This window comes from Rheinheimera oceanensis (assembly GCF_018831085.1).
Lineage (GTDB): Bacteria > Pseudomonadota > Gammaproteobacteria > Enterobacterales > Alteromonadaceae > Alishewanella > Alishewanella oceanensis.
The window spans coordinates 260,280-279,364 of record NZ_JAGPNM010000001.1 but is presented as its reverse complement, the minus strand read 5'-3'; the positions used below and the strand labels follow the sequence as shown (position 1 = coordinate 279,364).

Below are 19,085 nucleotides of genomic sequence, written 5' to 3'. Positions count from 1 at the left end.
TTTGTGCTTTGGTTACAGAGTATACTAAGTAAGAATTAAACGACAAAAATGACATCGCAATTAGGCGATTAAGTAAAGGAAACAAACACGTGACTCCCATCGTAAAATCATTCCCGTTCGGCCAACATACTTTCACCCTGGAAACCGGCGTTATCGCCCGTCAGGCAGATGCCGCAGTACTGGCCAGCCTGGGTGATACGTCAGTTTTAGTAACAGTAGTGGGCAAAAAAGAAGCCAAGCCAGGCCAGGATTTCTTCCCGTTAACCGTGAATTATCAGGAAAAAATGTATGCTGCCGGCCGTATTCCTGGCGGCTTTTTTAAACGTGAAGGCCGTCCTTCAGAAGGCGAAACGCTGATCGCCCGTCTGATTGACCGTCCTATCCGGCCATTATTTCCGGAAGGCTTCACTAACGAAGTTCAGGTTGTTGCAACGGTAGTGTCTGTACAGCCAGAAATTCAGCCGGATATCGTAGCGTTAATTGGTACCTCTGCGGCACTGGCCATTTCAGGTATTCCGTTTAGCGGCCCTATTGGTGCTGCCCGTGTTGGTTATATCAATAATCAGTACGTACTAAACCCGTCTGAAGACGAGCTGAAAACCTCTAAACTGGATTTAGTGGTAGCCGGTACTGCCGGTGCAGTGTTAATGGTTGAATCTGAAGCTGGCATTTTATCTGAAGACGTAATGTTAGGCGCAGTTGTATATGGCCATGAGCAAATGCAAACAGCTATTGCCGCGATTAACGGCTTTGCTGCAGAAGCAGCTAAACCGGCATGGAACTGGCAGGCACCAGAGAAAAATGTTGCCCTGATTGAAAAAATTGAAGCCTTAGCCGCTGCTGATTTAGGTGACGCCTATCGCATTACCGAGAAAGCCAAACGCTATGAGCGTATCGGTGAAATTAAAGCCGCGCTGCTGGCTAAACTGACGGCTGAGCTGGCCGAAGATGAAAAGTTAGATACACTGGAAGTAGGCGAGATTTTCCACAACCTGGAATCTAAAGTAGTACGTGGTCGTATCACTAAAGGTGAACCGCGTATTGATGGCCGCGATCCGGAAATGATCCGCGGCTTAAGCGTAATGACCGGCGTACTGCCACGTACTCATGGTTCAGCGTTGTTTACCCGTGGTGAAACTCAGGCACTGGTAACGGCAACCCTGGGTACAGCGCGCGATGCCCAAACAGTAGATGATTTATTAAGTGCAAAAACTGATACCTTTATGTTGCACTATAACTTCCCGCCGTACTCAGTAGGTGAAACCGGTATGATCGGTTCACCAAAGCGGCGCGAAATCGGCCATGGCCGTTTAGCCAAGCGTGGTGTACAGGCGGTAATGCCAGATTTCAATGACTTCCCGTACACTGTGCGCGTAGTGTCAGAAATCACTGAATCTAACGGCTCAAGCTCTATGGCATCAGTGTGTGGTTCTTCACTGGCACTGATGGACGCAGGTGTACCTATTAAAGCTTCTGTTGCCGGTATTGCGATGGGCTTAGTGAAAGAAGGTGACGATTTCGTAGTACTGTCGGACATTTTAGGTGATGAAGATCACTTAGGCGATATGGACTTTAAAGTAGCCGGTACTACCGAAGGTATTACGGCACTGCAAATGGACATTAAGATCGACGGTATTACCAAAGATATTATGCAAATTGCACTTAAGCAGGCCAAAGCTGCCCGTTTGCATATTCTGAACGTAATGGATCAGGCCATCAGCGGTCACCGTGAAGAAATGTCTGAGTATGCTCCGCGTATTTACACAATGAAGATTAACCCGGAGAAAATCCGCGAAGTTATCGGTAAAGGTGGTGCGGTTATCCGTCAGATCACGGAAGAATCAGGTACTACTATTGAGCTGGAAGATGATGGCAGTATCAAAATTGCGGCAACTACGGCAAAAGCGGCGCAAATTGCTATCGACAAGATCAATGCCATCACGGCAGAAATTGAAGTCGGTGCTATTTATCAGGGCGAAGTAGTACGTATCGTTGATTTCGGCGCTTTTGTTAACGTACTGCCGGGTAAAGATGGTTTGGTACATATTTCGCAAATCTCTGATGAGCGCGTAAACAATGTATCTGAGCACTTAACAGTTGGCCAGAAAGTGGCTGTTAAGGTACTTGAAGTTGACAAGCAAGGTCGCGTACGCCTGAGTATCAAGGAAGCAAGCGCTAAACCTGCTACTGAGTCTGCTAATGTTGAAGAAAATGCCTGATAGGCTGTTACGCCGGGCAGCGCCGCTGGCGCTGCTGGTAACATTGCTGGGTGGTTGTGCAACCACTCAGCCGGCTACCTCCGGAGGCTGGCTAACGCCAGAGCCTCTGGCGGTATCTTACCGTACTGAACTGGCTATCGCCCGCTTAACTGAAATTCTGTATCGCGCCGAGTTATCAGAAGAGCAATCTGCTCAGCTGTATTACGATCGCGGTGTAATGTACGACAGTGTTGGTCTGCGTTCGCTGGCCCGGCTGGATTTTTTAAGAGCGTTGCGGCTAAAACCCGATATGGCAGATGCATACAACTTTGTTGGTATTCATCATACCGTTAGCGGTGACTTTGACTCGGCATATGAAGCTTTCGATTCTGCGCTGGAGCTGGCCCCTGAGCACGAGTTTGCTTATTTAAACCGTGGTATAGCACTGTATTATGCCGGTAAAACAGAGTTAGCCATAGGCGATTTTGAACGTTTTCTGGCGTTAAAACCAACAGATGCGTATCGCGTGATCTGGTTATATCTGGCGCAAAATGAGCAGTCAGCAGAGCAGGCGCAGCAACAATTGCAGCAGCGTGCCCAAATACTGGATCAGGCCGAGTGGTCTACCAACATTGTGCGTTTTCTGGCCGGTGAGATAACAGAACGTGCGTTACTTGACTCGGTAATGCAGGATTTATCCGGCCCGCAGTTACTGGCAGAGCGCTTGTGTGAAGTGTATTTTTATCTGGCCAAGTGGCATGACAGCAAGCAACAACCAGAGCAGGCGCTGGAGTACTACAAAAAAGTACTGGCAACCAATGTATTTGAGTTTGTTGAGCACCGCTATGCCCGGTTAGAAATGGCAAGGTTACGCGGTGAACGTACCAGCCGTGAAGGTTTTGATGAGCCCTGAGCGGTTTATCAGTACGCGAATTAAAAGCCAGCTTGCTGGCTTTTTTGCATTTTTATTACTCAGCGCCTGCCAGCCTGCACCTGATGGTGAAACTGCGCTGATGCAGCAGGCGCAAACAGATGCCAGCGCCGCTATGACATTAGCCCGCCAGCGGCTGGCTAGTGCCGAGTATGATGCCGCATTGCGCTGGATGCGTCAGGCCGCTACTTTGGGCGATAACCAGGCTTTGCAACATGCGCTGCAATTGCAACAACGCCAGCAAGGGCGGCTGGCAACGGCGCAGTGGTTACAACAGCAGCTTGATAGCAACAATATAGCAGTAAGCGCTGTCTCGGCTGCCCAGCGTGCAGAGCTGGGGCTGTGGCAGGGTAACAGCCTAAGCATTGCGGGCTATCAGCACCCGCAAGGCTGCCAGCTTACTCTGCAGCCTGTTGCCAGCCAGCAGGCCGGGGTAGATAACTGGCAGCAACTGTTGCAGCAATGGCAAAACGACACCCAATTGTCGCAGTTAGCCGTGTGTTTTTTACCCCTACATACCATCAACAGTACCTTACTACAGTGTTCAGAAGACAGCAGTAGCCTGCTGCAATGCCGTTATCAGGCGTTGGAAGAGCTGGTAGCCAATGGTGCTTTCAGCCAGTTAGTGGTGGTAGCCGGGCGGGGTAAAGCCAGTTATAACAACGGTATTTTGCAACTGCCCGACAACGCCAGCCTGGCACTGTTGCGCCATGAGTTTATGCATATACTCGGTTTTATCGACGAATATCAGTTACCGCAAGCCACAGCACAGCAGTTGTGCATAAGCGGAAAGTTTTATCCGAATATTATTGTGGCACCGGTTGCCGGTGCAGACGCTGCAGCCTATTTACAGCACTGGCAACTGGGGGCAGAGGATATTAGCTTAACGGCGGTAGACAGCTGCAAACATACTCATTTGCAGGCCTACCGGGTGGTGGCAGAAAGTAACCTGATGCGCTCTTTTGAGCTGCCTATGCCGCCGCTGTATTTTCAGCTGGCCCAACAGATCCTGAAACAACCGCAACAGCTGATGCCGGTGCAGTATTACTTTGCTTATCTGGCACGGCAACAACAAAATTGGCCGCGTTGGCAGCATTATATGCAGCAGGCGTCAGAGCTGGGTTACAGCGATGCACAACAAGCGCTGGCACCCTGATTAACCGGCGCTTAGCTCTGACAGCTCGCGGCTTAGCAGTTCCGCATCACCCAGATTAAGCTCCAGCAAACGGCGCAGATGCGATACGCTTTCAATATCAATTTTCTCGCAGTGCAAACCCACTACAGTATCAGAGGCATGCGCCACACTAACTTTCATGCTTAACTCTATTGGCAGTTCGTTTAACTGTATACGCAATAACATCTGTTTAGGTAACGACGGCGGCCAATCGGCAGGTTTTTTAATCAGGGCTCCCTGCAATGACAAATCCAGCACTTCAGTGGCCAGGCTATGGCTGCCAATATCCAGATGGGCTTTACCCTGAAAGCTCACCCGGCTAAATCGTCTGTGTTCCATGGTTTTCCCCTTAACGTTGTAAAGAAGCATAGCGGTTTTTTAGTGAAAGAAAAGTATCAAAGCCGCCAGCCCTCTGTCAGCTGATACCTGTCAGTGCTCCCCCTGACTTGTGCTATAACAACGGCTAAACGCCGGTTAACGTTATGAAGAACCTTTTGCGCGAATCCAACCGGTAATTGAAATCCGGTTGGCAGCTGCAAACGGAGCTACATAAGAAACTGAATGGATCTGAGGTACCTGAAAAACACTTAACGTATTAAACGTAGGTACGAAACATTCACTAATGCAGCCATTACCGTCATGAAACGCCAGCAAACCGCCCCAATCCGCCCGCCACGCCGGTGTCAGATTTAGCACGAATGCCAGTCGGCGGTTTTTATGCTCAACATTATCATCGTGCTCTGTTAAAAAGTGTCCTGGCCGGTAGCGGGTGATTTGCGCATCACTAAATGCCAGCGTTTGATCTGAGCTAAGCAAGCGCAAAGCTGATAGCACAGAGTCAGAATTCATTGCCTGATAAAAATCCAGCAGCGGACCAGCAGGCTCAGCTCCGTTATCCGCCAATTCCGATAACCGGCAGGTCTCAAAACAATACTGGAACCCCCGGCGGGCGCCGTCATGGATCAAACTGGTCAGTTGTTGCCGCTGTGCATCGGTTAGTGTAGCAAGCTCATGCAATGCTAAATCCATCGGTTTGTCACCACTGTTAAGTGATAAACAGAAGTTTGCTTGTGCAGCGGCATGAGCCAAGGCTTCAGCGGCAGCAGGTAATAAAAAATTGTGGATTTGCACCCTGCTATGCTGCTCAAAACGCTGTCTCAAAGCATCCTGTTGCAAGGCTGCAAGTCTGATCATGACAAAACTCCGGAGTGCTGTCGTGTTAGGCGGTATTTATTCCCAATATGATGTTGCACTACTTTCAATGAAGAGGGAATTCCTGAATCCCTGGGACCCCAATCATTGGCTACTATCCTAATAGAGTGCGAGGCAGCAGTGTTAAAATAGCGATGTACAGTACAAAATAGCATTGTGGAGTACTATTTAGCGTTGTAAGTCACAATATCTTCACCGGCTGCCTGGCGATCTGCGTGGTAGCTGGAGCGCACAAAGGGGCCGCTGGCTACGTGTTTAAAGCCGAGTTCATAAGCAATACGTTTAATTTCGTCAAATTCGGCCGGTGGCATGTACCTTTTTACTGGTAAGTGGTGCTTACTTGGTTGCAGGTATTGGCCTACGGTGAGCATATCGACATCGTGCTCGCGCAGGTCTTTTAATACTTCGATCAGCTCTTCGGTGGTTTCACCCAGGCCTACCATTAAGCCTGATTTGGTAGCAACATTAGGGTGCGCCGCTTTAAAGCGTTTTAACAGCTGCAGTGACCATTTGTAATCGGCACCCGGGCGGGCCAGCTTGTATAGCCGTGGCGCTGTTTCCAGGTTGTGGTTAAATACGTCTGGTGGTGTCTGGGTTAAAATATCCAGTGCGGTATCCATACGGCCACGGAAGTCGGGTACTAATACTTCAATTTTAATATGCGGGCTGTGCTTGCGTATTTCGCTGATACAGTCGGCAAAATGCTGGGCGCCGCCGTCACGTAAGTCATCGCGGTCAACTGAGGTGATTACCACGTATTTTAAATTCATATCGCGGATGGTTAAAGCCAGCTTTTCCGGCTCTTCGGCACTGGGTGGCAATGGCCGGCCGTGGGCAACGTCGCAAAACGGGCAGCGGCGGGTGCATATAGCCCCTAAAATCATAAAGGTAGCAGTGCCGTGGTTAAAGCACTCAGTCAGGTTAGGGCAGGCAGCTTCTTCACATACCGAATGCAGGCCGTGCTTGCGCAGAGCGCCTTTGATCTGATCGATACGCTCTGAGCTTTTTGGCAGTTTGATCTTCAGCCACTCAGGCTTACGCAGCATTTGTTCCGGCTCGGTTGGCAGTACCTTAATAGGAATTAAGGCCATTTTGTCAGCGTCGCGCAGTTTAACGCCGGGTTCCATACGTGCAGTTTTAGTCATTTTGCCAATCTAACCCTGTAGTGTGCTGCAGTGTGGCTACATTCAGTTGTTGCGAAAAACACTGCACTATTCGTTGTTTGGCCTCTGCAATGCTTTGCGGGCCGCCTAAATCTTTACTTTGGATCATTTGCAAGCCAGCATAACCACAGGGGTTAATACGTAAAAACGGGCTTAAATCCATATCTACATTCAGTGCCAGGCCGTGAAAGGTGCACCCTTTACGTACCCGTAGCCCTAAAGAGGCAATTTTACCACCGTCAATGTACACGCCGGGCGCATCAGGTTTGGCGTAGGCATTAATACCATAGGCTGACAATAACTGAATAAGCACCTGCTCCAGCAGTGTTACCAACTGGCGTACACCTATATTGCGCCGCTTTAAATCCAGCAGCACGTACACCATTAACTGGCCGGGACCATGATAGGTAACCTGGCCGCCACGGTCGACTTTTACCACCGGGATATCACCGGGGAACAGCAGGTGTTCTTCTTTACCGGCCTGGCCCTGGGTAAATACCGGCTGGTGCTCCAGCAGCCATAACTCATCAGTTGTGTTGCTATTTCGCTGATCAGTAAACTGTTGCATGGCCTGCCACACAGTGGTGTAGTCCTGCACGCCAAGTTCTCTGATAATCAGTTGCTCTGTTACTGCGGGCTCAGTTGTCAGCTGTTGGCTGGCCTGCTGTGAAACGCTGTGCATTATACCGCCTTATACGCGCAATACGAATGGCTGAGTTGCCGCTACCGGCTTACAGTACGTAGCGCACCAGCTCAATTTTGCCAAGCTCGGTGTACAGCAGTTCAATATGCTGCTTGCTGGTTACGGTTACGCTAACCGAAACAGAATGATACGTACCCTTGCTGCTGGGTTTAACCGCCGGGCTGTAGTCGCCTGCATCGGTATGCTGGCGCACGACGGCCATAACCTGATCGACCAGCGCGTCATCGGCTACGCCCAGTACTTTAAAACTGAACTGACAGGGAAATTCCAGATATTCATCAAATTTAGTATTTTTAACTTCGTGCGCCATTTTTGTCTCACTGTCACGGCGTTTGCCGTTGTCTTACTATTTAGGCCTGATTGTAACAAAAAATCCCGGCTATTGCCGGGACTTAGAAAGCTATAATCTGGGCGAATTAGTTAAACTGCATTTTAATATAATCAATCATCCGGCTGAAGAAGCCGCCTTGCGCTACGTCTTCCAACGCCACCAGCGGATAAGTGGCAATATCTTCACCGTTAAGCTTCAGGTAAATAGTACCCACCTGCTGGCCTTTGGTTATGGGGGCGAGCAGTTGCTGATTCAAGGTGAAATCGGCCTGCAGGTTTTTGCGCTGGCCGCGCGGAATAGTAACCTGGGCTGACTGCAGTATGCCTAACTGAATATTTTCTTTCTCGCCTTGCCAGATACGCTGTTCAGCAAATTTCTCACCGGCCTGATAAGGCGAAAAGGTTTCAAAAAAGCGAAAGCCGTAAGTCAGCAGTTTTTTATTCTCAGCCTGGCGTGCACGCTCGCTGTTGGTACCCATAACAACTGACACCAGGCGCATACCATCGCGGGTGGCGGAGGTAATTAAGCTAAAACCGGCTTCACTGGTGTGGCCGGTTTTAATGCCGTCTACTTCCAGGCTGCGATCCCATAACAGCGAGTTGCGGTTGTACTGTTTAATATTATTGTAGGTAAATTCTTTTTCGGCATAAATGGCGTATTCATCCGGTACATCGCGGATTAACGCTGCAGATAATATCGCCATATCACGCGGCGTTGAGTAGTTTTCGGCACTTGGCAGGCCATGGCTGTTGCCAAAGCGGCTGTTGGTCATGCCCAGGCGTTGGGCATGGGCGTTCATTAAGTCTACAAAGGCGCTTTCGCTACCGGCAATATGCTCAGCCAGTGCGACACAGGCGTCGTTGCCAGACTGAATAATAATACCTTTGTTTAAGTCGGCTACCGATACTTTAGTGCCCACTTCAATAAACATTAATGAAGAACCGGGAAAGTTTTTTGCCCAGGCGTTTTCACTGATGGTAACCATATCTTCATTGGTAATATTGCCGTTTTTCAACTCGGTACCAATAACATAGCTGGTCATCATTTTGGTTAAACTGGCCGGTGCCAGCGACATGTCGGCATTATGTTCGGATAACACCTTGCCGGTATCAAAATCGATCAGAATATGGCCTTTGGCCGCAACTTCAGGTGCTTGCGGAATAACTGTCTGCGCAATGGCTGACAAGCTGAAGCTGGCACTGGCAAGGGAAACGGCGGCGACGGCAAAAATATGGCAATAACTTTTCATGAGACCTGTTCTTTTTTAATCGTTATGTTTAATCAGATGTCAGCTGCACTGACGGCTATCAAAAAAATATGCATCCGGGAAAAGCCCGGATTTTAACTGTTGCAGCCATTGCTGCGCTTGCTGCTTACTGGCAGTAGGACCGACTAATAAGCGAAAAATTCCGCTGCCAGGCTGTATTTCACTTGGCAGTGCCTGCTCGCGCTGCAGTTTTTGCTGCAACTGGCTGAGGCGGTTGCTGTCTGAGCTGGCCAGCACCTGAATAAAGCAACTGTTGGCTTGGGTGGTGCCGGGTATGGCAGCCTGCGCGTACATTGCGGGCGATTGTAGTAGTTCCAGCTGAACTCTGGCTGTACCCCGCTGCAGCATGCCTATTTTATGCGCGGCCGAGTAGGATAAATCGATGACTCTGTCACTGTGAAACGGGCCGCGGTCATTTACCCGCACTATGGCTGACAGGTTGTTATCCAGGTTAGTAACTTTAACATAAGACGGTAACGGCAGGGTTTTGTGTGCGGCAGTCATGGCAAACATATTATAGGTTTCGCCATTAGATGTCAGATGGCCATGAAATTTATTGCCATACCAGGAAGCAATACCAATTTCACGATGGTCTGTGCTGTGCACCATTGGCGTATAGTGCTGGCCAAACAAGCTGTAAGGCCTGTTACCGCCGCGGCTTAGTGGCTCTGCCTGCGGTACCGGGTCGGTCATTTCCAGCAGTGTGGGCAGGCGTGTTGGAATGCTGTCTTTCTTTTGCTGATAACGCCCGGCATTAGGCTCTGGTTCAGCCGTTGTGGTGCTGCTGCGCTTACTGCTACAGGCACTGAGTAAAACCAGCACTGAAAGAGTTAAAGCTACGTACTTCATCAAGGCGCTGCCAACATACGTTTATGAGTTCCTACCGACATTATTACACCAAAAGCGGCCATCAGTGTCACCATTGAGGTGCCGCCAAAACTAACTAACGGCAAGGGTACACCCACCACCGGTAACAGGCCGGATACCATGCCTATGTTAACAAATACATAGACAAAAAAGGTCAGCGTAAAGCTGCCGGCCACCAACTTACTGTAATTATCCTGTGCCCGGCTGGAAATAATCATGCAGCGCACAATAATAAACAAGTAAATTGCCAGCAATATTAACACACCCAGCATGCCAAACTCTTCACTGAGAACAGCAAAAATAAAATCGGTATGGCGCTCGGGTAAAAACTCCAGCTGCGATTGCGTGCCGTGCAGCCAGCCTTTACCATCAAAACCACCAGAGCCAATGGCAATTTTTGACTGAATAATATGGTAGCCGGAGCCCAGCGGATCGCTTTCCGGGTTTAGAAATGTCAACACCCGCTGGCGCTGGTACTCACGCATTAAAAACAGCCACAGTATTGGCAAAAATGCCGAAATTAAGCCTGCTATCAGTGCAATAAGGCGCCAGCTCATACCGGACAAAAACAACACAAAGACCCCGGCTGTGGCGATCAGAATAGAGGTACCTAAGTCGGGTTGCTGAGCTATAAGCAGTGTGGGTACGGCGCACAGTATAACGCCGCCCAACAGGTGTAAAATACGCGGTGGCAGGCTGTGTGATGCAATAAACCAGGCTACTGCCATTGGTACGGCAAGCTTCATTATTTCTGAGGGCTGAAACATCATAAACCCCAGATCCAGCCAGCGCTGGGCGCCTTTACCGACACTACCCACCAGCATTACTGCTACCAGCAATGCGACGCCAACCACAAACAATGGAAAAGACCAGCGTTTTAACGTTTGCGGCTTTATTTGAGCAAATGCGACCATCACGGCCAGTGCAATGCCCAGACGTACTATCTGGCGTTCCATCATAACAATACTTTGGCCAGAGGCGCTGTATAGCACCATTAAGCCAAAACCTATCAGCGCCAGTAAGCCAAGTAATAATGGTGTATCTATATGAAACTGCGCCAGCCGGCTGTGCCGGGCATTGCCGGTGAAATTATCAGTCATCGCGGTTTACTCCGGCGGCAAAGTAGTAATCCATCAGTTGGCGGGCCAGTGGTGCGGCATTACTGCCACCACCACCGGCATTTTCCAGCGCTACCACCACCAGTATGGTGGGGTTGTCATAGGGGGCATAACCAAGATACATGGCGTTGTCGCGCAGGCGCTCATCAATGGCATCGGCATCATATTTGGCATCCTGCGCTATAGCGGCAAGTTGTGCAGTACCGGTTTTGCCTGCAGAGCGGTATTCAGCGCCAAGAAAAGCTCTGTATGCTGTGCCGCCAAGGGTGCTGACTGTCTGGTGCATAGTATCCATAACAACAGCATAATTTTGTTCATTTTCAACCTCCAGCACCTGCCGTGGCGGTATGATGTGGGCGGCCGTGGTTTCACCATTGTTAAAAGCGGTTACCATATGCGGGGTAACTAATTTACCGCGGTTAAGCAAAGGTGTAGTGGCAACAGCAAGCTGCAACGGTGTGGTGGTCCAGTAGCTTTGGCCTATACTCAGCGGCACGGTGTCACCGGGATACCAGGGCTGATTGTGCCGTGCCCGTTTCCAGCCGCGTGATGGCATATTGGCGCTGCTTTCTTCCAGAATATCTATGCCGGTTTTTTCGCCAAACCCCATTTTTTGCATGTATTCAGAAATCCGGTCAATACCCAGCTTAATGCCCATATCATAGAAAAAAGTGTCACAGCTTTTGGTAATAGCGGTGTAAACATCAACCCAGCCGTGACCCCAGCGGATATGGTCACGAAAGCGGTGGTCGCTGTTAGGCAGGGTGTAGTAACCCGGATCCCATATTTTGGTGCTGGTTGTAATGGTGCGGCTTTCCAGCCCCAGCAAGGCCAGATGTGGTTTAATAGTAGATGCCGGCGGGTAAACCCCCTGAGTTACGCGGTTAATCAGCGGCCTGTCACGTGAGTTCAGTAATTCGTTGTAATTAGCCGAGCTGATACCGTGCACAAATAAATTGGGGTCGTAGCTGGGGTTGCTGTAAAACGCCAGCACAGCGCCATCGCGTGGATCTATAGCTACTATGGCACCACGATGTTGTTTGAGTATCTGTTGTGCTGTTAATTGCAGGCCAACATCAAGGCCAAGCTGAATATTTTGGCCGGATACGGCAGGAACTGAACGCAGTACCCTGATTAAGCGGCCACGGTTGTTAACTTCAACTTCCTGGTAGCCCATGGTGCCGTGTAATTCGCGCTGATAAAAGCGCTCCAGGCCAATTTTGCCGATATCGCGGCTGGCTGCATAGTTTGCTGCTTCGCCATCCAGTTCCAGTTGTTGTAATTCACGGGTGTTTATTTTGCCGATATAACCCAGAGCATGGGTAAACAGATCGCCAAACGGATAATGCCGGCTTAAACGGGCTTCGACTGTGACGCCGGGAAAACGATGCTGATTAGCCGCCAGAATGGCGACCTCCTGATCATCAAGCTGTTCTTTTAGCGCGATGCTGTTAAAGCGGCGTTGGGCTCTTACCTGTTTTAAAAAAGCGTCTTGTTGTTCGGTGGTAAATTCGATCAGCGTTGCCAGCTCTGCCAGAGTAGCTGCCATGTCATTAATTTGTTCTGGGATCAGCTCCAGCGAGAAGACCGGCCGGTTTTCAGCCAGTAAAATGCCGCTTCTGTCATAAATAAGGCCGCGGTTTGGTGCCAGCGGCACCACTTTAATACGGTTACCTTCCGAGCGTGTTTGGTAATCCTGATAAGACACAATCTGCAGTTGATACTGGTTAAACACGATAATGCCAAACATCAGCACGACAAACAGAATGGCAAACACCGCCCGTTGATTAAACAAACGGCTTTCGGCGGCAAAATCCTGAATGGCAACGCGCTTTTTAAACATCTTTACTCGCGATGATAAGGATGATTAGTACAAATACTCCAGGCCCGGTACAGGCTTTCAGCCAGTACCACCCGAACCAGCGGATGCGGTAATGTTAGTGCTGACAATGACCATTTGGCTTCACTGGCAGCAATACAGGCTGGTGCCAACCCTTCGGGACCGCCAACCAGCAAGCACACATCACGGCCATCACGTTGCCAGTCGGTAAGTTTAGTGGCAAGGATAGGGCTGCTCCAGTTATCGCCGGTCACTTCCAGTGTAACTATTTTGCTGCCGCGCGGTACGGCAGCCAGCATTTTTTCGCCTTCCTGTTCCAGAATACGTTTAATGTCGGCATTTTTACCGCGTTTTCCGGCCGTAATTTCAATTAATTCCAGCGGCATATCACGTGGAAAGCGTCTGGCATATTCATCAAAACCGGTTTGTACCCAGGCGGGCATTTTGTTGCCTACAGCAATCAGCACTAACTTCATGTCAGCCTAGGCGCTCCAAAGCTTTTCCAACTGGTAAAAACTGCGGGTTTCTTCCAGCATTACATGTACTACCACGTCGTCTAAATCCAGCAATACCCATTCGCCCGATGCCTGGCCTTCAATACCCAAGGTAGGCAGGCCGGCTTTTTTGGCTTCGCTGGCAACGTAGTCGGCAATAGATTTAGTGTGGCGGTTTGATGTGCCGGAGCACACTATCATAAACTCAGTGACACTGGATTTGCCGCGCACGTCTAAAGTCACGATATCGCGGCCTTTCATGTCGTCAATTTTGTCCTGAATAAAACTTACCAGTTCGGCTGTTTGCACCCTGATTCCTCTGCGCGTTAAAAAAGCGGCATTTTAGCACAGTTTAAACGCGGATATAGCGCTTAAGCCTGATAGAGTTGCTGTGTTTGAATATAGTTCAATACGGCGGGATCTAAAGTTTTTACCGCTGCTTGCTGTTGTTGCAATTGCTGGCGGATTTCGCTGGCGCTAATGTCTGTTAACGGGTTGGCCAATAGCATAATGCCGCCGCTATGGCGTTGGCGAAGCATGGCCAGGCTGGTTATGCCAAACTGCTGCAATAACGCCGGGGCATCGCCGTCTTGCTGGCTGTAACCGGGGCGCTGGCATACCAGTAAGTGGGCAAGCTTAAGTATATCCGGCCAGTTTTTCCAGCTAAGAAAATAGCACAGCGAATCCATACCGATAATAAAATAAAAGCGGCTGTCGGGCTCACGCCTGCTAAGCAATTGCAGGCTGTCTGCGGTGTAGGAGGCGCTGGATTTATTCAGCTCCAGCCGTTCCAGTTTCAGCTGTGGGTAAGGGCTTATGGCCAGTTGCACCATGGCGGCGCGCTGCTCACTGCTTACGCCCGGTGTGGTACGGTGCGGTGGCAGGTGGCAGGGCATTAGCCGTACTTCATCCAAAGCGCAGTGCTGCTGCACATAGTTGGCACAAGCGATGTGGCCGTTATGCACCGGGTCAAAGGTGCCGCCCAAAATACCAATGTGCTTTATCATAGGTGCTTAGTCATAGCTGGCGTAGTGTTGCAGTGAAAATGCTTTGGGCACCGGTTTAATAAATAAGGTAACCAGGTGCGCCAGTGCCACGTCGCTGTTAGTTAGCTGGCCGCTTTTATACAGCCGGTCAAATGCCGCCAGCTCCTGTAGCAGATAATCCAGCCAGTTCGCCGATAAACGCTTAAGTGCGTTCTGGTACAGCGGCTGCCGCTTGGGCCAGATAGCCAGGCTTTTGAAAGTGTCGTTCAGGCTGTGCTGTGGGGCCTGTTGTAACTGGCGCAGTTGCAGCACTTCTTTTTGCAACTGCCAGGCAATAATAACCGGCTCGGTATCCTGCAGGCACAGCCGCTGCAGGCGGTGTAATGCTTCGCCGGTCTGGCCCTGTAAAATAGCGTCTGTCAGCTGAAATACAGTAAAGCTGGAATGATCAGCCAAAAAGCGGCTTAACGCATTGGCATCCAGTGGCTGGGGTAAATTGCTTAATGCCAGTTTTTCCAGCTCTTGCCGTGCCGCCAGTAAATTACCGGCACAGTGTTGCTGCAATAACGCTATGGCGTCACTGCTTAGCTGCAGCTGTAACTGGCGCGCGCGCTGGCTTAACCATTGCTGGCTTTGGCGCTCGTCCAGGGCATAAATGGGTATTTGTACTGCCTGCGTTTGTAGCTGTTTAAACCAGGCCAGTTTACTGACATCGCTGTGGCTGCGCTCACCATGGAGCAGCAAAATAATATCGCTGTGTAATTGTTGCGGCAGGTTTTTTAACTGTTCATTGGCGGCAGGGGAAAGCTTTTGCTGCACCAGCTCCAGTTCAATTAAGCGCCGTTCGGCAAACAGCGACATGGCCTGTAGCTCGTTGCTAAGTTCATTCCAGTCAAACTGGGCATCGGCAGTTAAGCTGATGCGTTCAAGGTAGCCTTGTTGTTTGGCTGCGGCGCGGATGGCATCTATGGCTTCTAGCTTTTGCAGCGGTTCTTCGCCAAACAGCAGGTAGCAGGGGGCAAGTTGCCCGGCTAAGTGCTGTTGCAGCTGATTGGCGTAGAGTTTTTGCATCAGAGCAGCCCGGCTGGCATTAATGCAGCCGCGACAGCTGGCGCACAATACGGTTGGCAGCCTGCTGGCGTAGCTCACCCAACATCAGTTCCAGCTCTTTGGCTTTGGCCGCGGCCTGATTCGGATCGTCCTGATAATCGCGGAACAGCTCAAACTGATATTGTTGTGGTTCGCCATCCGGCATGGTCAGGGCGTAGCTTACTTTATAAATCAGTTCATACTCTGCTACCTGGCCGTTAGGAAACAACGATAACGTGCGCCGTTCCAGCGAGTCGCTAAGCAGTTGCAGCATCGGCGCTGATTGCTGGTATGAATGCAATAGTTCTACTTTATTGTGTTCCAGCCGGTTGCTTACCAGTGCTGCCAGTTCAGAGTGGCGATCACTTTGAATATACATGGTTGGAAAATGGCTTAGCGGCAAATCACCGCGCAAGTGAAAGCCGCAGCCGCTAAGCAGCATGCTGCTTAGCAGAGCAACCAGCAGGCTTAGGCGGGCCATCTTAGCCCACCACCAGGTTCAGTAGTTTGCCCGGTACGTAGATCACTTTACGCAGTGTTACACCTTCCAGGTGGCGTCCAACATTGTCGTCAGCTTTGGCGGCGGTCAGTACAGTATCTTCAGTAGCATCGGCGGCAACAGTAACCTTACCGCGCACTTTACCGTTAACCTGTACTACCACCAGTTTTTCATCTTCTACCATGGCGCTTTCATCTGCCTGCGGCCATGGCGTTTGCTCAATGCTTTGGCTCTGGCCCAGTTGCGCCCACAGGTACTGGGCAACGTGCGGCGTAATAGGGTTTAGCAATTGCAGCAATGCCAGCACCGCTTCTTGCATAACCGCGCGGTCAAGCTCAGTGGCCAGGCTGGCTTTTTGCAGCTTGTTGCTCAGCTCCATAATGGCGGCAATGGCGGTATTAAAGGTATAACGCCGGCCAATATCGTCTGATACTTTGGCAATGGTTTTATGCAGTTCACGGCGCAGGGTTTTCTGCTCGTTATTCAAAGCTAAAATATCCAGCGTGCCGGCAGAGCCTGCTGCGGCAAAGTCGCTAACCAGCGTATAAATACGTTTAATAAAGCGATGGGCGCCTTCCACGGCAGAATCTGACCATTCCAGCGTTTGTTCTGGCGGGGCGGTAAACATCATAAACAGCCGCACAGTATCGGCACCGTACTGATCGATTACTTTTTGCGGGTCGATGCCGTTGTTTTTCGACTTCGACATCTTGCTCATACCTGATGCCACAACCGGCAGGCCGTCAGTATCCAGTATGGCGGTTACGATACGGCCTTTATCATCGCGTTGTACGCTAACATCGGCCGGTGAAAACCACTGTTTGCCGCCGTTGTCGGTATCACGGTAGAAGGTTTCGGCCAGTACCATACCCTGGCACAATAAACGCTTAAAGGGTTCATCACTGTTTACCAGGCCCACATCGCGCAGCAGCTTGTGGAAAAAGCGCGCATACAACAGGTGTAAAATGGCGTGTTCAATACCACCAATATACTGATCCACCGGCAGCCAGTAATTGGCTTTGGCCGGGTCCAGCATGGCTTTGTCATGATCCGGGCTGCAATAGCGGGCATAGTACCAGCTGGATTCCATAAAGGTATCGAAGGTATCGGTTTCGTGGAAGGCATCGCTGCCATTGTAACTGGTTTTGGCCCACTCTGGATCGGCTTTAATCGGCGAGGTAACGCCATCCATTACCACATCTTCCGGCAAACGTACCGGCAGTTGATCTTCCGGTACCGGCACTACTGAACCATCTGCCAGGTTTAGCATTGGTATGGGCGTGCCCCAATAACGCTGGCGTGATACACCCCAGTCGCGCAGGCGGTAATTTACTTTTACTTCGCCCCGGCCCATAGCCGCCAGCTTGGTGGCTATGGCATTAAAGGCCTGCTCAAAGGTTAAACCATTAAACTCGGCAGAGTTTAGCAGCACACCTTTTTCAGTGTAGGCGGCCTGGCTTAGATCACATTGTTGTGCGGCGCCATCAGCCGGTGCGACAACCTGTTTAATTGGCAGGCTGTATTTAGTGGCAAATTCATAATCGCGCTGATCATGGCCAGGTACGGACATTACCGCGCCTGAACCGTAATCCATCAGCACAAAGTTGGCTACCCATACCGGTACTTGTTCACCGGTTAACGGGTGCACGGCATAAATGCCGGTAGCACAGCCTTTTTTCTCCATCGTGGCCAGCTCGGCCTCGGCCATTTTGCCGCCTTTGCAATCTTCAATAAATGCGGCCAGTGCCGGGTTAGTGGCCGCGGCTTGTTGTGCCAGCGGGTGCTGGGCTGCAACGGCAACATAGGTTACGCCGTATAAGGTATCCGGGCGGGTGGTGTATACGCTTAAGCTTTGGTCTGAACCGGCGATATCAAAACGGATTTCAACGCCCTCAGAGCGGCCAATCCAGTTTTTCTGCATGGTTTTAACTTGTTCCGGCCAGCCATCTAATTGATCTAAATCTTGCAGCAGCTCTTCGGCGTAGGCGGTAATTTTAATAAACCACTGCGCTAATTCGCGTTGCTCAACCAAAGCGCCAGAGCGCCAGCCACGGCCGTCGATAACCTGTTCGTTAGCCAGCACGCACTGATCTACCGGGTCCCAGTTAACGGTGGCCATTTTTTTATATACCAGGCCTTTTTCATACAGCTTGGTGAAGAACCACTGCTCCCATTTGTAATATTCTGGCTTGCAGGTAGCCACTTCGCGGCTCCAGTCGTAACCAAAACCTAAACGTTTTAGTTGGTTACGCATGTAATCGATATTTTCGTAAGTCCATTTCGCCGGTGCGGTTTTGTTGTTAATAGCGGCGTTTTCTGCCGGTAAACCAAACGCATCCCACCCCATAGGCTGCATGACATTTTTACCCTGCATCCGTTGAAAACGGCTGACAACGTCACCAATGGTATAGTTACGTACATGGCCCATATGCAAGCGCCCGCTGGGGTATGGGAACATAGACAGGCAGTAAAATTTTTCTTTATTGGCGTCTTCTGTCACTTTAAAAGCGTTGGTTTGTTCCCATTGCTGCTGCAGTGCGGTTTCAATCTGCTGCGGGTTATATTGTTCTTGCATTAAGGTCTTCCGAAAAGGGGGTTAGTACAAGCGCCGCTGTAGCGGCAAAAAAGTGGCTATAGCATACCGCAGCGGCGTTTTGACAACAACAAGCAGCGCATTGTCTATACTGGTTTTAAACCGTTGGAGGCTCCATGACAGATTTTGTAAAGAAGTATCAGGCCTGGCTTAGCGAGTTCAGCCAGACATTACAACAAGCTGAACAGCAGCAACTGAACAATATGGTTGGTTTTGTTGAGCAGTTAAAAGCCTACGTTAAAGCCGGTAAAGAGCTGAGCGCCTATGAAACAGCGTTGTTTGTTGAAACGCTAAAACGCCAGTGGCAGGACCATGATACTGAAAACGTAACTAAAGACAGCACAGAAGCCCCATCGCTGTGGCCAGAAGCGCTATGGCAGGAGCTAAGCAGCATTACCGATAAAAGCCAGTTAGAGTGGCAGGAGCTGGCACAGGATTTTAAACACAAAGGTATCTATTATCAGGGCGAGGTGGTAGGCATGGGGCGTTACCGTTGCAGCCATTGTTTACAGCATATTGATTACACCCACCCGGCAGAGCTGCTGGCGTGCGGTGAATGTGGTGGCGTACAGTTTTTCCGCGAAGGTTTACCGGTATAGCTACACGTATTTTTCCCGCTA

Annotated in this window: 19 protein-coding genes; 4 read left to right on the top strand and 15 right to left on the bottom strand. The window is 50.2% G+C overall.

Annotated features, from left to right (window positions below; all coding sequences use genetic code 11):
• Nucleotides 1–89 precede the first annotated feature (89 nt).
• Genes pnp through J3B89_RS01295 form a run of 3 tightly spaced genes read left to right on the top strand, consistent with a single transcriptional unit; the run spans nucleotide 90 to nucleotide 4,285 of the window.
• Nucleotides 90–2,219 carry a polyribonucleotide nucleotidyltransferase gene (pnp, locus tag J3B89_RS01305; protein WP_215395710.1) on the top strand — a complete coding sequence of 710 codons (2,130 nt, stop codon included), beginning with the start codon at nucleotides 90–92 and terminating at the stop codon, nucleotides 2,217–2,219.
• Nucleotides 2,200–3,111 carry a lipoprotein NlpI gene (gene nlpI, locus J3B89_RS01300; RefSeq protein WP_215395709.1) on the top strand — a complete coding sequence of 304 codons (912 nt, stop codon included), beginning with the start codon at nucleotides 2,200–2,202 and terminating at the stop codon, nucleotides 3,109–3,111. Before pnp ends, nlpI begins: the two co-directional genes overlap by 20 nt.
• Entirely contained in the window at nucleotides 3,101–4,285 is a 1,185-nt protein-coding gene (locus J3B89_RS01295) for a hypothetical protein (protein WP_215395708.1), read from the top strand. Before nlpI ends, J3B89_RS01295 begins: the two co-directional genes overlap by 11 nt.
• On the opposite strand, the gene J3B89_RS01290 is transcribed toward J3B89_RS01295, so the two are convergent.
• The 15 genes from J3B89_RS01290 to leuS form a co-directional block, all read right to left on the bottom strand.
• Entirely contained in the window at nucleotides 4,286–4,642 is a 357-nt protein-coding gene (locus tag J3B89_RS01290) for a PilZ domain-containing protein (RefSeq protein WP_092794571.1), read from the bottom strand.
• Between the two features lie 141 nt (nucleotides 4,643–4,783).
• Nucleotides 4,784–5,497 carry a 2OG-Fe(II) oxygenase gene (locus J3B89_RS01285; RefSeq protein WP_215395707.1) on the bottom strand — a complete coding sequence of 238 codons (714 nt, stop codon included), beginning with the start codon at nucleotides 5,495–5,497 and terminating at the stop codon, nucleotides 4,784–4,786.
• A 182-nt stretch (nucleotides 5,498–5,679) separates the two neighbouring features.
• A complete protein-coding gene (lipA, locus tag J3B89_RS01280) occupies nucleotides 5,680–6,660 on the bottom strand; it encodes a lipoyl synthase (RefSeq protein WP_215395706.1) in 981 nt (326 codons plus the stop codon).
• Nucleotides 6,653–7,360: a lipoyl(octanoyl) transferase LipB gene (gene lipB / locus J3B89_RS01275; protein WP_215395705.1), complete on the bottom strand. Its 708-nt coding sequence runs from the start codon at nucleotides 7,358–7,360 to the stop codon at nucleotides 6,653–6,655. Before lipB ends, lipA begins: the two co-directional genes overlap by 8 nt.
• Nucleotides 7,361–7,409: 49 nt before the next feature.
• Nucleotides 7,410–7,691, bottom strand: coding sequence for a DUF493 family protein YbeD (gene ybeD, locus J3B89_RS01270; protein WP_215395704.1), 282 nt, complete (start codon nucleotides 7,689–7,691; stop codon nucleotides 7,410–7,412).
• Nucleotides 7,692–7,797: 106 nt separating this feature from the next.
• A complete protein-coding gene (locus tag J3B89_RS01265; protein ID WP_215395703.1) occupies nucleotides 7,798–8,961 on the bottom strand; it encodes a serine hydrolase in 1,164 nt (387 codons plus the stop codon).
• A gap of 39 nt (nucleotides 8,962–9,000) precedes the next feature.
• Nucleotides 9,001–9,828: a septal ring lytic transglycosylase RlpA family protein gene (locus J3B89_RS01260; RefSeq protein WP_215395702.1), complete on the bottom strand. Its 828-nt coding sequence runs from the start codon at nucleotides 9,826–9,828 to the stop codon at nucleotides 9,001–9,003.
• Nucleotides 9,828–10,946 carry a rod shape-determining protein RodA gene (gene rodA / locus J3B89_RS01255; protein WP_215395701.1) on the bottom strand — a complete coding sequence of 373 codons (1,119 nt, stop codon included), beginning with the start codon at nucleotides 10,944–10,946 and terminating at the stop codon, nucleotides 9,828–9,830. Before rodA ends, J3B89_RS01260 begins: the two co-directional genes overlap by 1 nt.
• Nucleotides 10,939–12,807 carry a penicillin-binding protein 2 gene (gene mrdA / locus J3B89_RS01250; RefSeq protein WP_215395700.1) on the bottom strand — a complete coding sequence of 623 codons (1,869 nt, stop codon included), beginning with the start codon at nucleotides 12,805–12,807 and terminating at the stop codon, nucleotides 10,939–10,941. Before mrdA ends, rodA begins: the two co-directional genes overlap by 8 nt.
• Nucleotides 12,808–12,809: 2 nt before the next feature.
• Nucleotides 12,810–13,280 (bottom strand): 23S rRNA (pseudouridine(1915)-N(3))-methyltransferase RlmH, encoded by a 471-nt coding sequence (gene rlmH, locus J3B89_RS01245; RefSeq protein WP_215395699.1) that lies wholly within the window; start codon nucleotides 13,278–13,280, stop codon nucleotides 12,810–12,812.
• A 6-nt stretch (nucleotides 13,281–13,286) separates the two neighbouring features.
• Complete coding sequence (gene rsfS, locus J3B89_RS01240) at nucleotides 13,287–13,607, bottom strand: ribosome silencing factor (protein ID WP_215395698.1); 321 nt, start codon at nucleotides 13,605–13,607, stop codon at nucleotides 13,287–13,289.
• Nucleotides 13,608–13,669: 62 nt separating this feature from the next.
• Nucleotides 13,670–14,305 (bottom strand): nicotinate-nucleotide adenylyltransferase, encoded by a 636-nt coding sequence (gene nadD, locus J3B89_RS01235; protein ID WP_215395697.1) that lies wholly within the window; start codon nucleotides 14,303–14,305, stop codon nucleotides 13,670–13,672.
• A gap of 6 nt (nucleotides 14,306–14,311) precedes the next feature.
• Nucleotides 14,312–15,355, bottom strand: a complete 1,044-nt coding sequence (gene holA / locus J3B89_RS01230; RefSeq protein ID WP_215395696.1) for a DNA polymerase III subunit delta — start codon at nucleotides 15,353–15,355, stop codon at nucleotides 14,312–14,314.
• 19 nt (nucleotides 15,356–15,374) lie between these two features.
• The gene (locus J3B89_RS01225; RefSeq protein ID WP_215395695.1) at nucleotides 15,375–15,854 is read right to left on the bottom strand and encodes an LPS-assembly lipoprotein LptE; all 480 of its coding nucleotides are present in this window, start codon (nucleotides 15,852–15,854) and stop codon (nucleotides 15,375–15,377) included.
• Between the two features lies 1 nt (nucleotide 15,855).
• Nucleotides 15,856–18,447 (bottom strand): leucine--tRNA ligase, encoded by a 2,592-nt coding sequence (leuS, locus tag J3B89_RS01220; RefSeq protein ID WP_215395694.1) that lies wholly within the window; start codon nucleotides 18,445–18,447, stop codon nucleotides 15,856–15,858.
• A gap of 134 nt (nucleotides 18,448–18,581) precedes the next feature.
• On the opposite strand from leuS, the gene J3B89_RS01215 reads away from it, so the two are divergent.
• Nucleotides 18,582–19,064, top strand: coding sequence for a zinc ribbon-containing protein (locus J3B89_RS01215; protein WP_215395693.1), 483 nt, complete (start codon nucleotides 18,582–18,584; stop codon nucleotides 19,062–19,064).
• Nucleotides 19,065–19,085: the final 21 nt, after the last annotated feature.

What these genes read in the sequence shown, in the direction of transcription:
- ybeD (WP_215395704.1), bottom strand. Translation starts at nt 7,691, where the DNA reads ATGGCGCACGAAGTTAAAAATACTAAATTTGATGAATATCTGGAATTT.
- rodA (WP_215395701.1), bottom strand. Translation starts at nt 10,946, where the DNA reads ATGACTGATAATTTCACCGGCAATGCCCGGCACAGCCGGCTGGCGCAG.
- J3B89_RS01295 (WP_215395708.1), top strand. Translation starts at nt 3,101, where the DNA reads ATGAGCCCTGAGCGGTTTATCAGTACGCGAATTAAAAGCCAGCTTGCT.
- J3B89_RS01285 (WP_215395707.1), bottom strand. Translation starts at nt 5,497, where the DNA reads ATGATCAGACTTGCAGCCTTGCAACAGGATGCTTTGAGACAGCGTTTT.
- lipB (WP_215395705.1), bottom strand. Translation starts at nt 7,360, where the DNA reads ATGCACAGCGTTTCACAGCAGGCCAGCCAACAGCTGACAACTGAGCCC.
- J3B89_RS01225 (WP_215395695.1), bottom strand. Translation starts at nt 15,854, where the DNA reads ATGGCCCGCCTAAGCCTGCTGGTTGCTCTGCTAAGCAGCATGCTGCTT.
- holA (WP_215395696.1), bottom strand. Translation starts at nt 15,355, where the DNA reads ATGCAAAAACTCTACGCCAATCAGCTGCAACAGCACTTAGCCGGGCAA.
- J3B89_RS01290 (WP_092794571.1), bottom strand. Translation starts at nt 4,642, where the DNA reads ATGGAACACAGACGATTTAGCCGGGTGAGCTTTCAGGGTAAAGCCCAT.
- mrdA (WP_215395700.1), bottom strand. Translation starts at nt 12,807, where the DNA reads ATGTTTAAAAAGCGCGTTGCCATTCAGGATTTTGCCGCCGAAAGCCGT.
- nlpI (WP_215395709.1), top strand. Translation starts at nt 2,200, where the DNA reads ATGTTGAAGAAAATGCCTGATAGGCTGTTACGCCGGGCAGCGCCGCTG.
- lipA (WP_215395706.1), bottom strand. Translation starts at nt 6,660, where the DNA reads ATGACTAAAACTGCACGTATGGAACCCGGCGTTAAACTGCGCGACGCT.
- nadD (WP_215395697.1), bottom strand. Translation starts at nt 14,305, where the DNA reads ATGATAAAGCACATTGGTATTTTGGGCGGCACCTTTGACCCGGTGCAT.
- leuS (WP_215395694.1), bottom strand. Translation starts at nt 18,447, where the DNA reads ATGCAAGAACAATATAACCCGCAGCAGATTGAAACCGCACTGCAGCAG.
- rlmH (WP_215395699.1), bottom strand. Translation starts at nt 13,280, where the DNA reads ATGAAGTTAGTGCTGATTGCTGTAGGCAACAAAATGCCCGCCTGGGTA.
- J3B89_RS01265 (WP_215395703.1), bottom strand. Translation starts at nt 8,961, where the DNA reads ATGAAAAGTTATTGCCATATTTTTGCCGTCGCCGCCGTTTCCCTTGCC.
- J3B89_RS01260 (WP_215395702.1), bottom strand. Translation starts at nt 9,828, where the DNA reads ATGAAGTACGTAGCTTTAACTCTTTCAGTGCTGGTTTTACTCAGTGCC.
- J3B89_RS01215 (WP_215395693.1), top strand. Translation starts at nt 18,582, where the DNA reads ATGACAGATTTTGTAAAGAAGTATCAGGCCTGGCTTAGCGAGTTCAGC.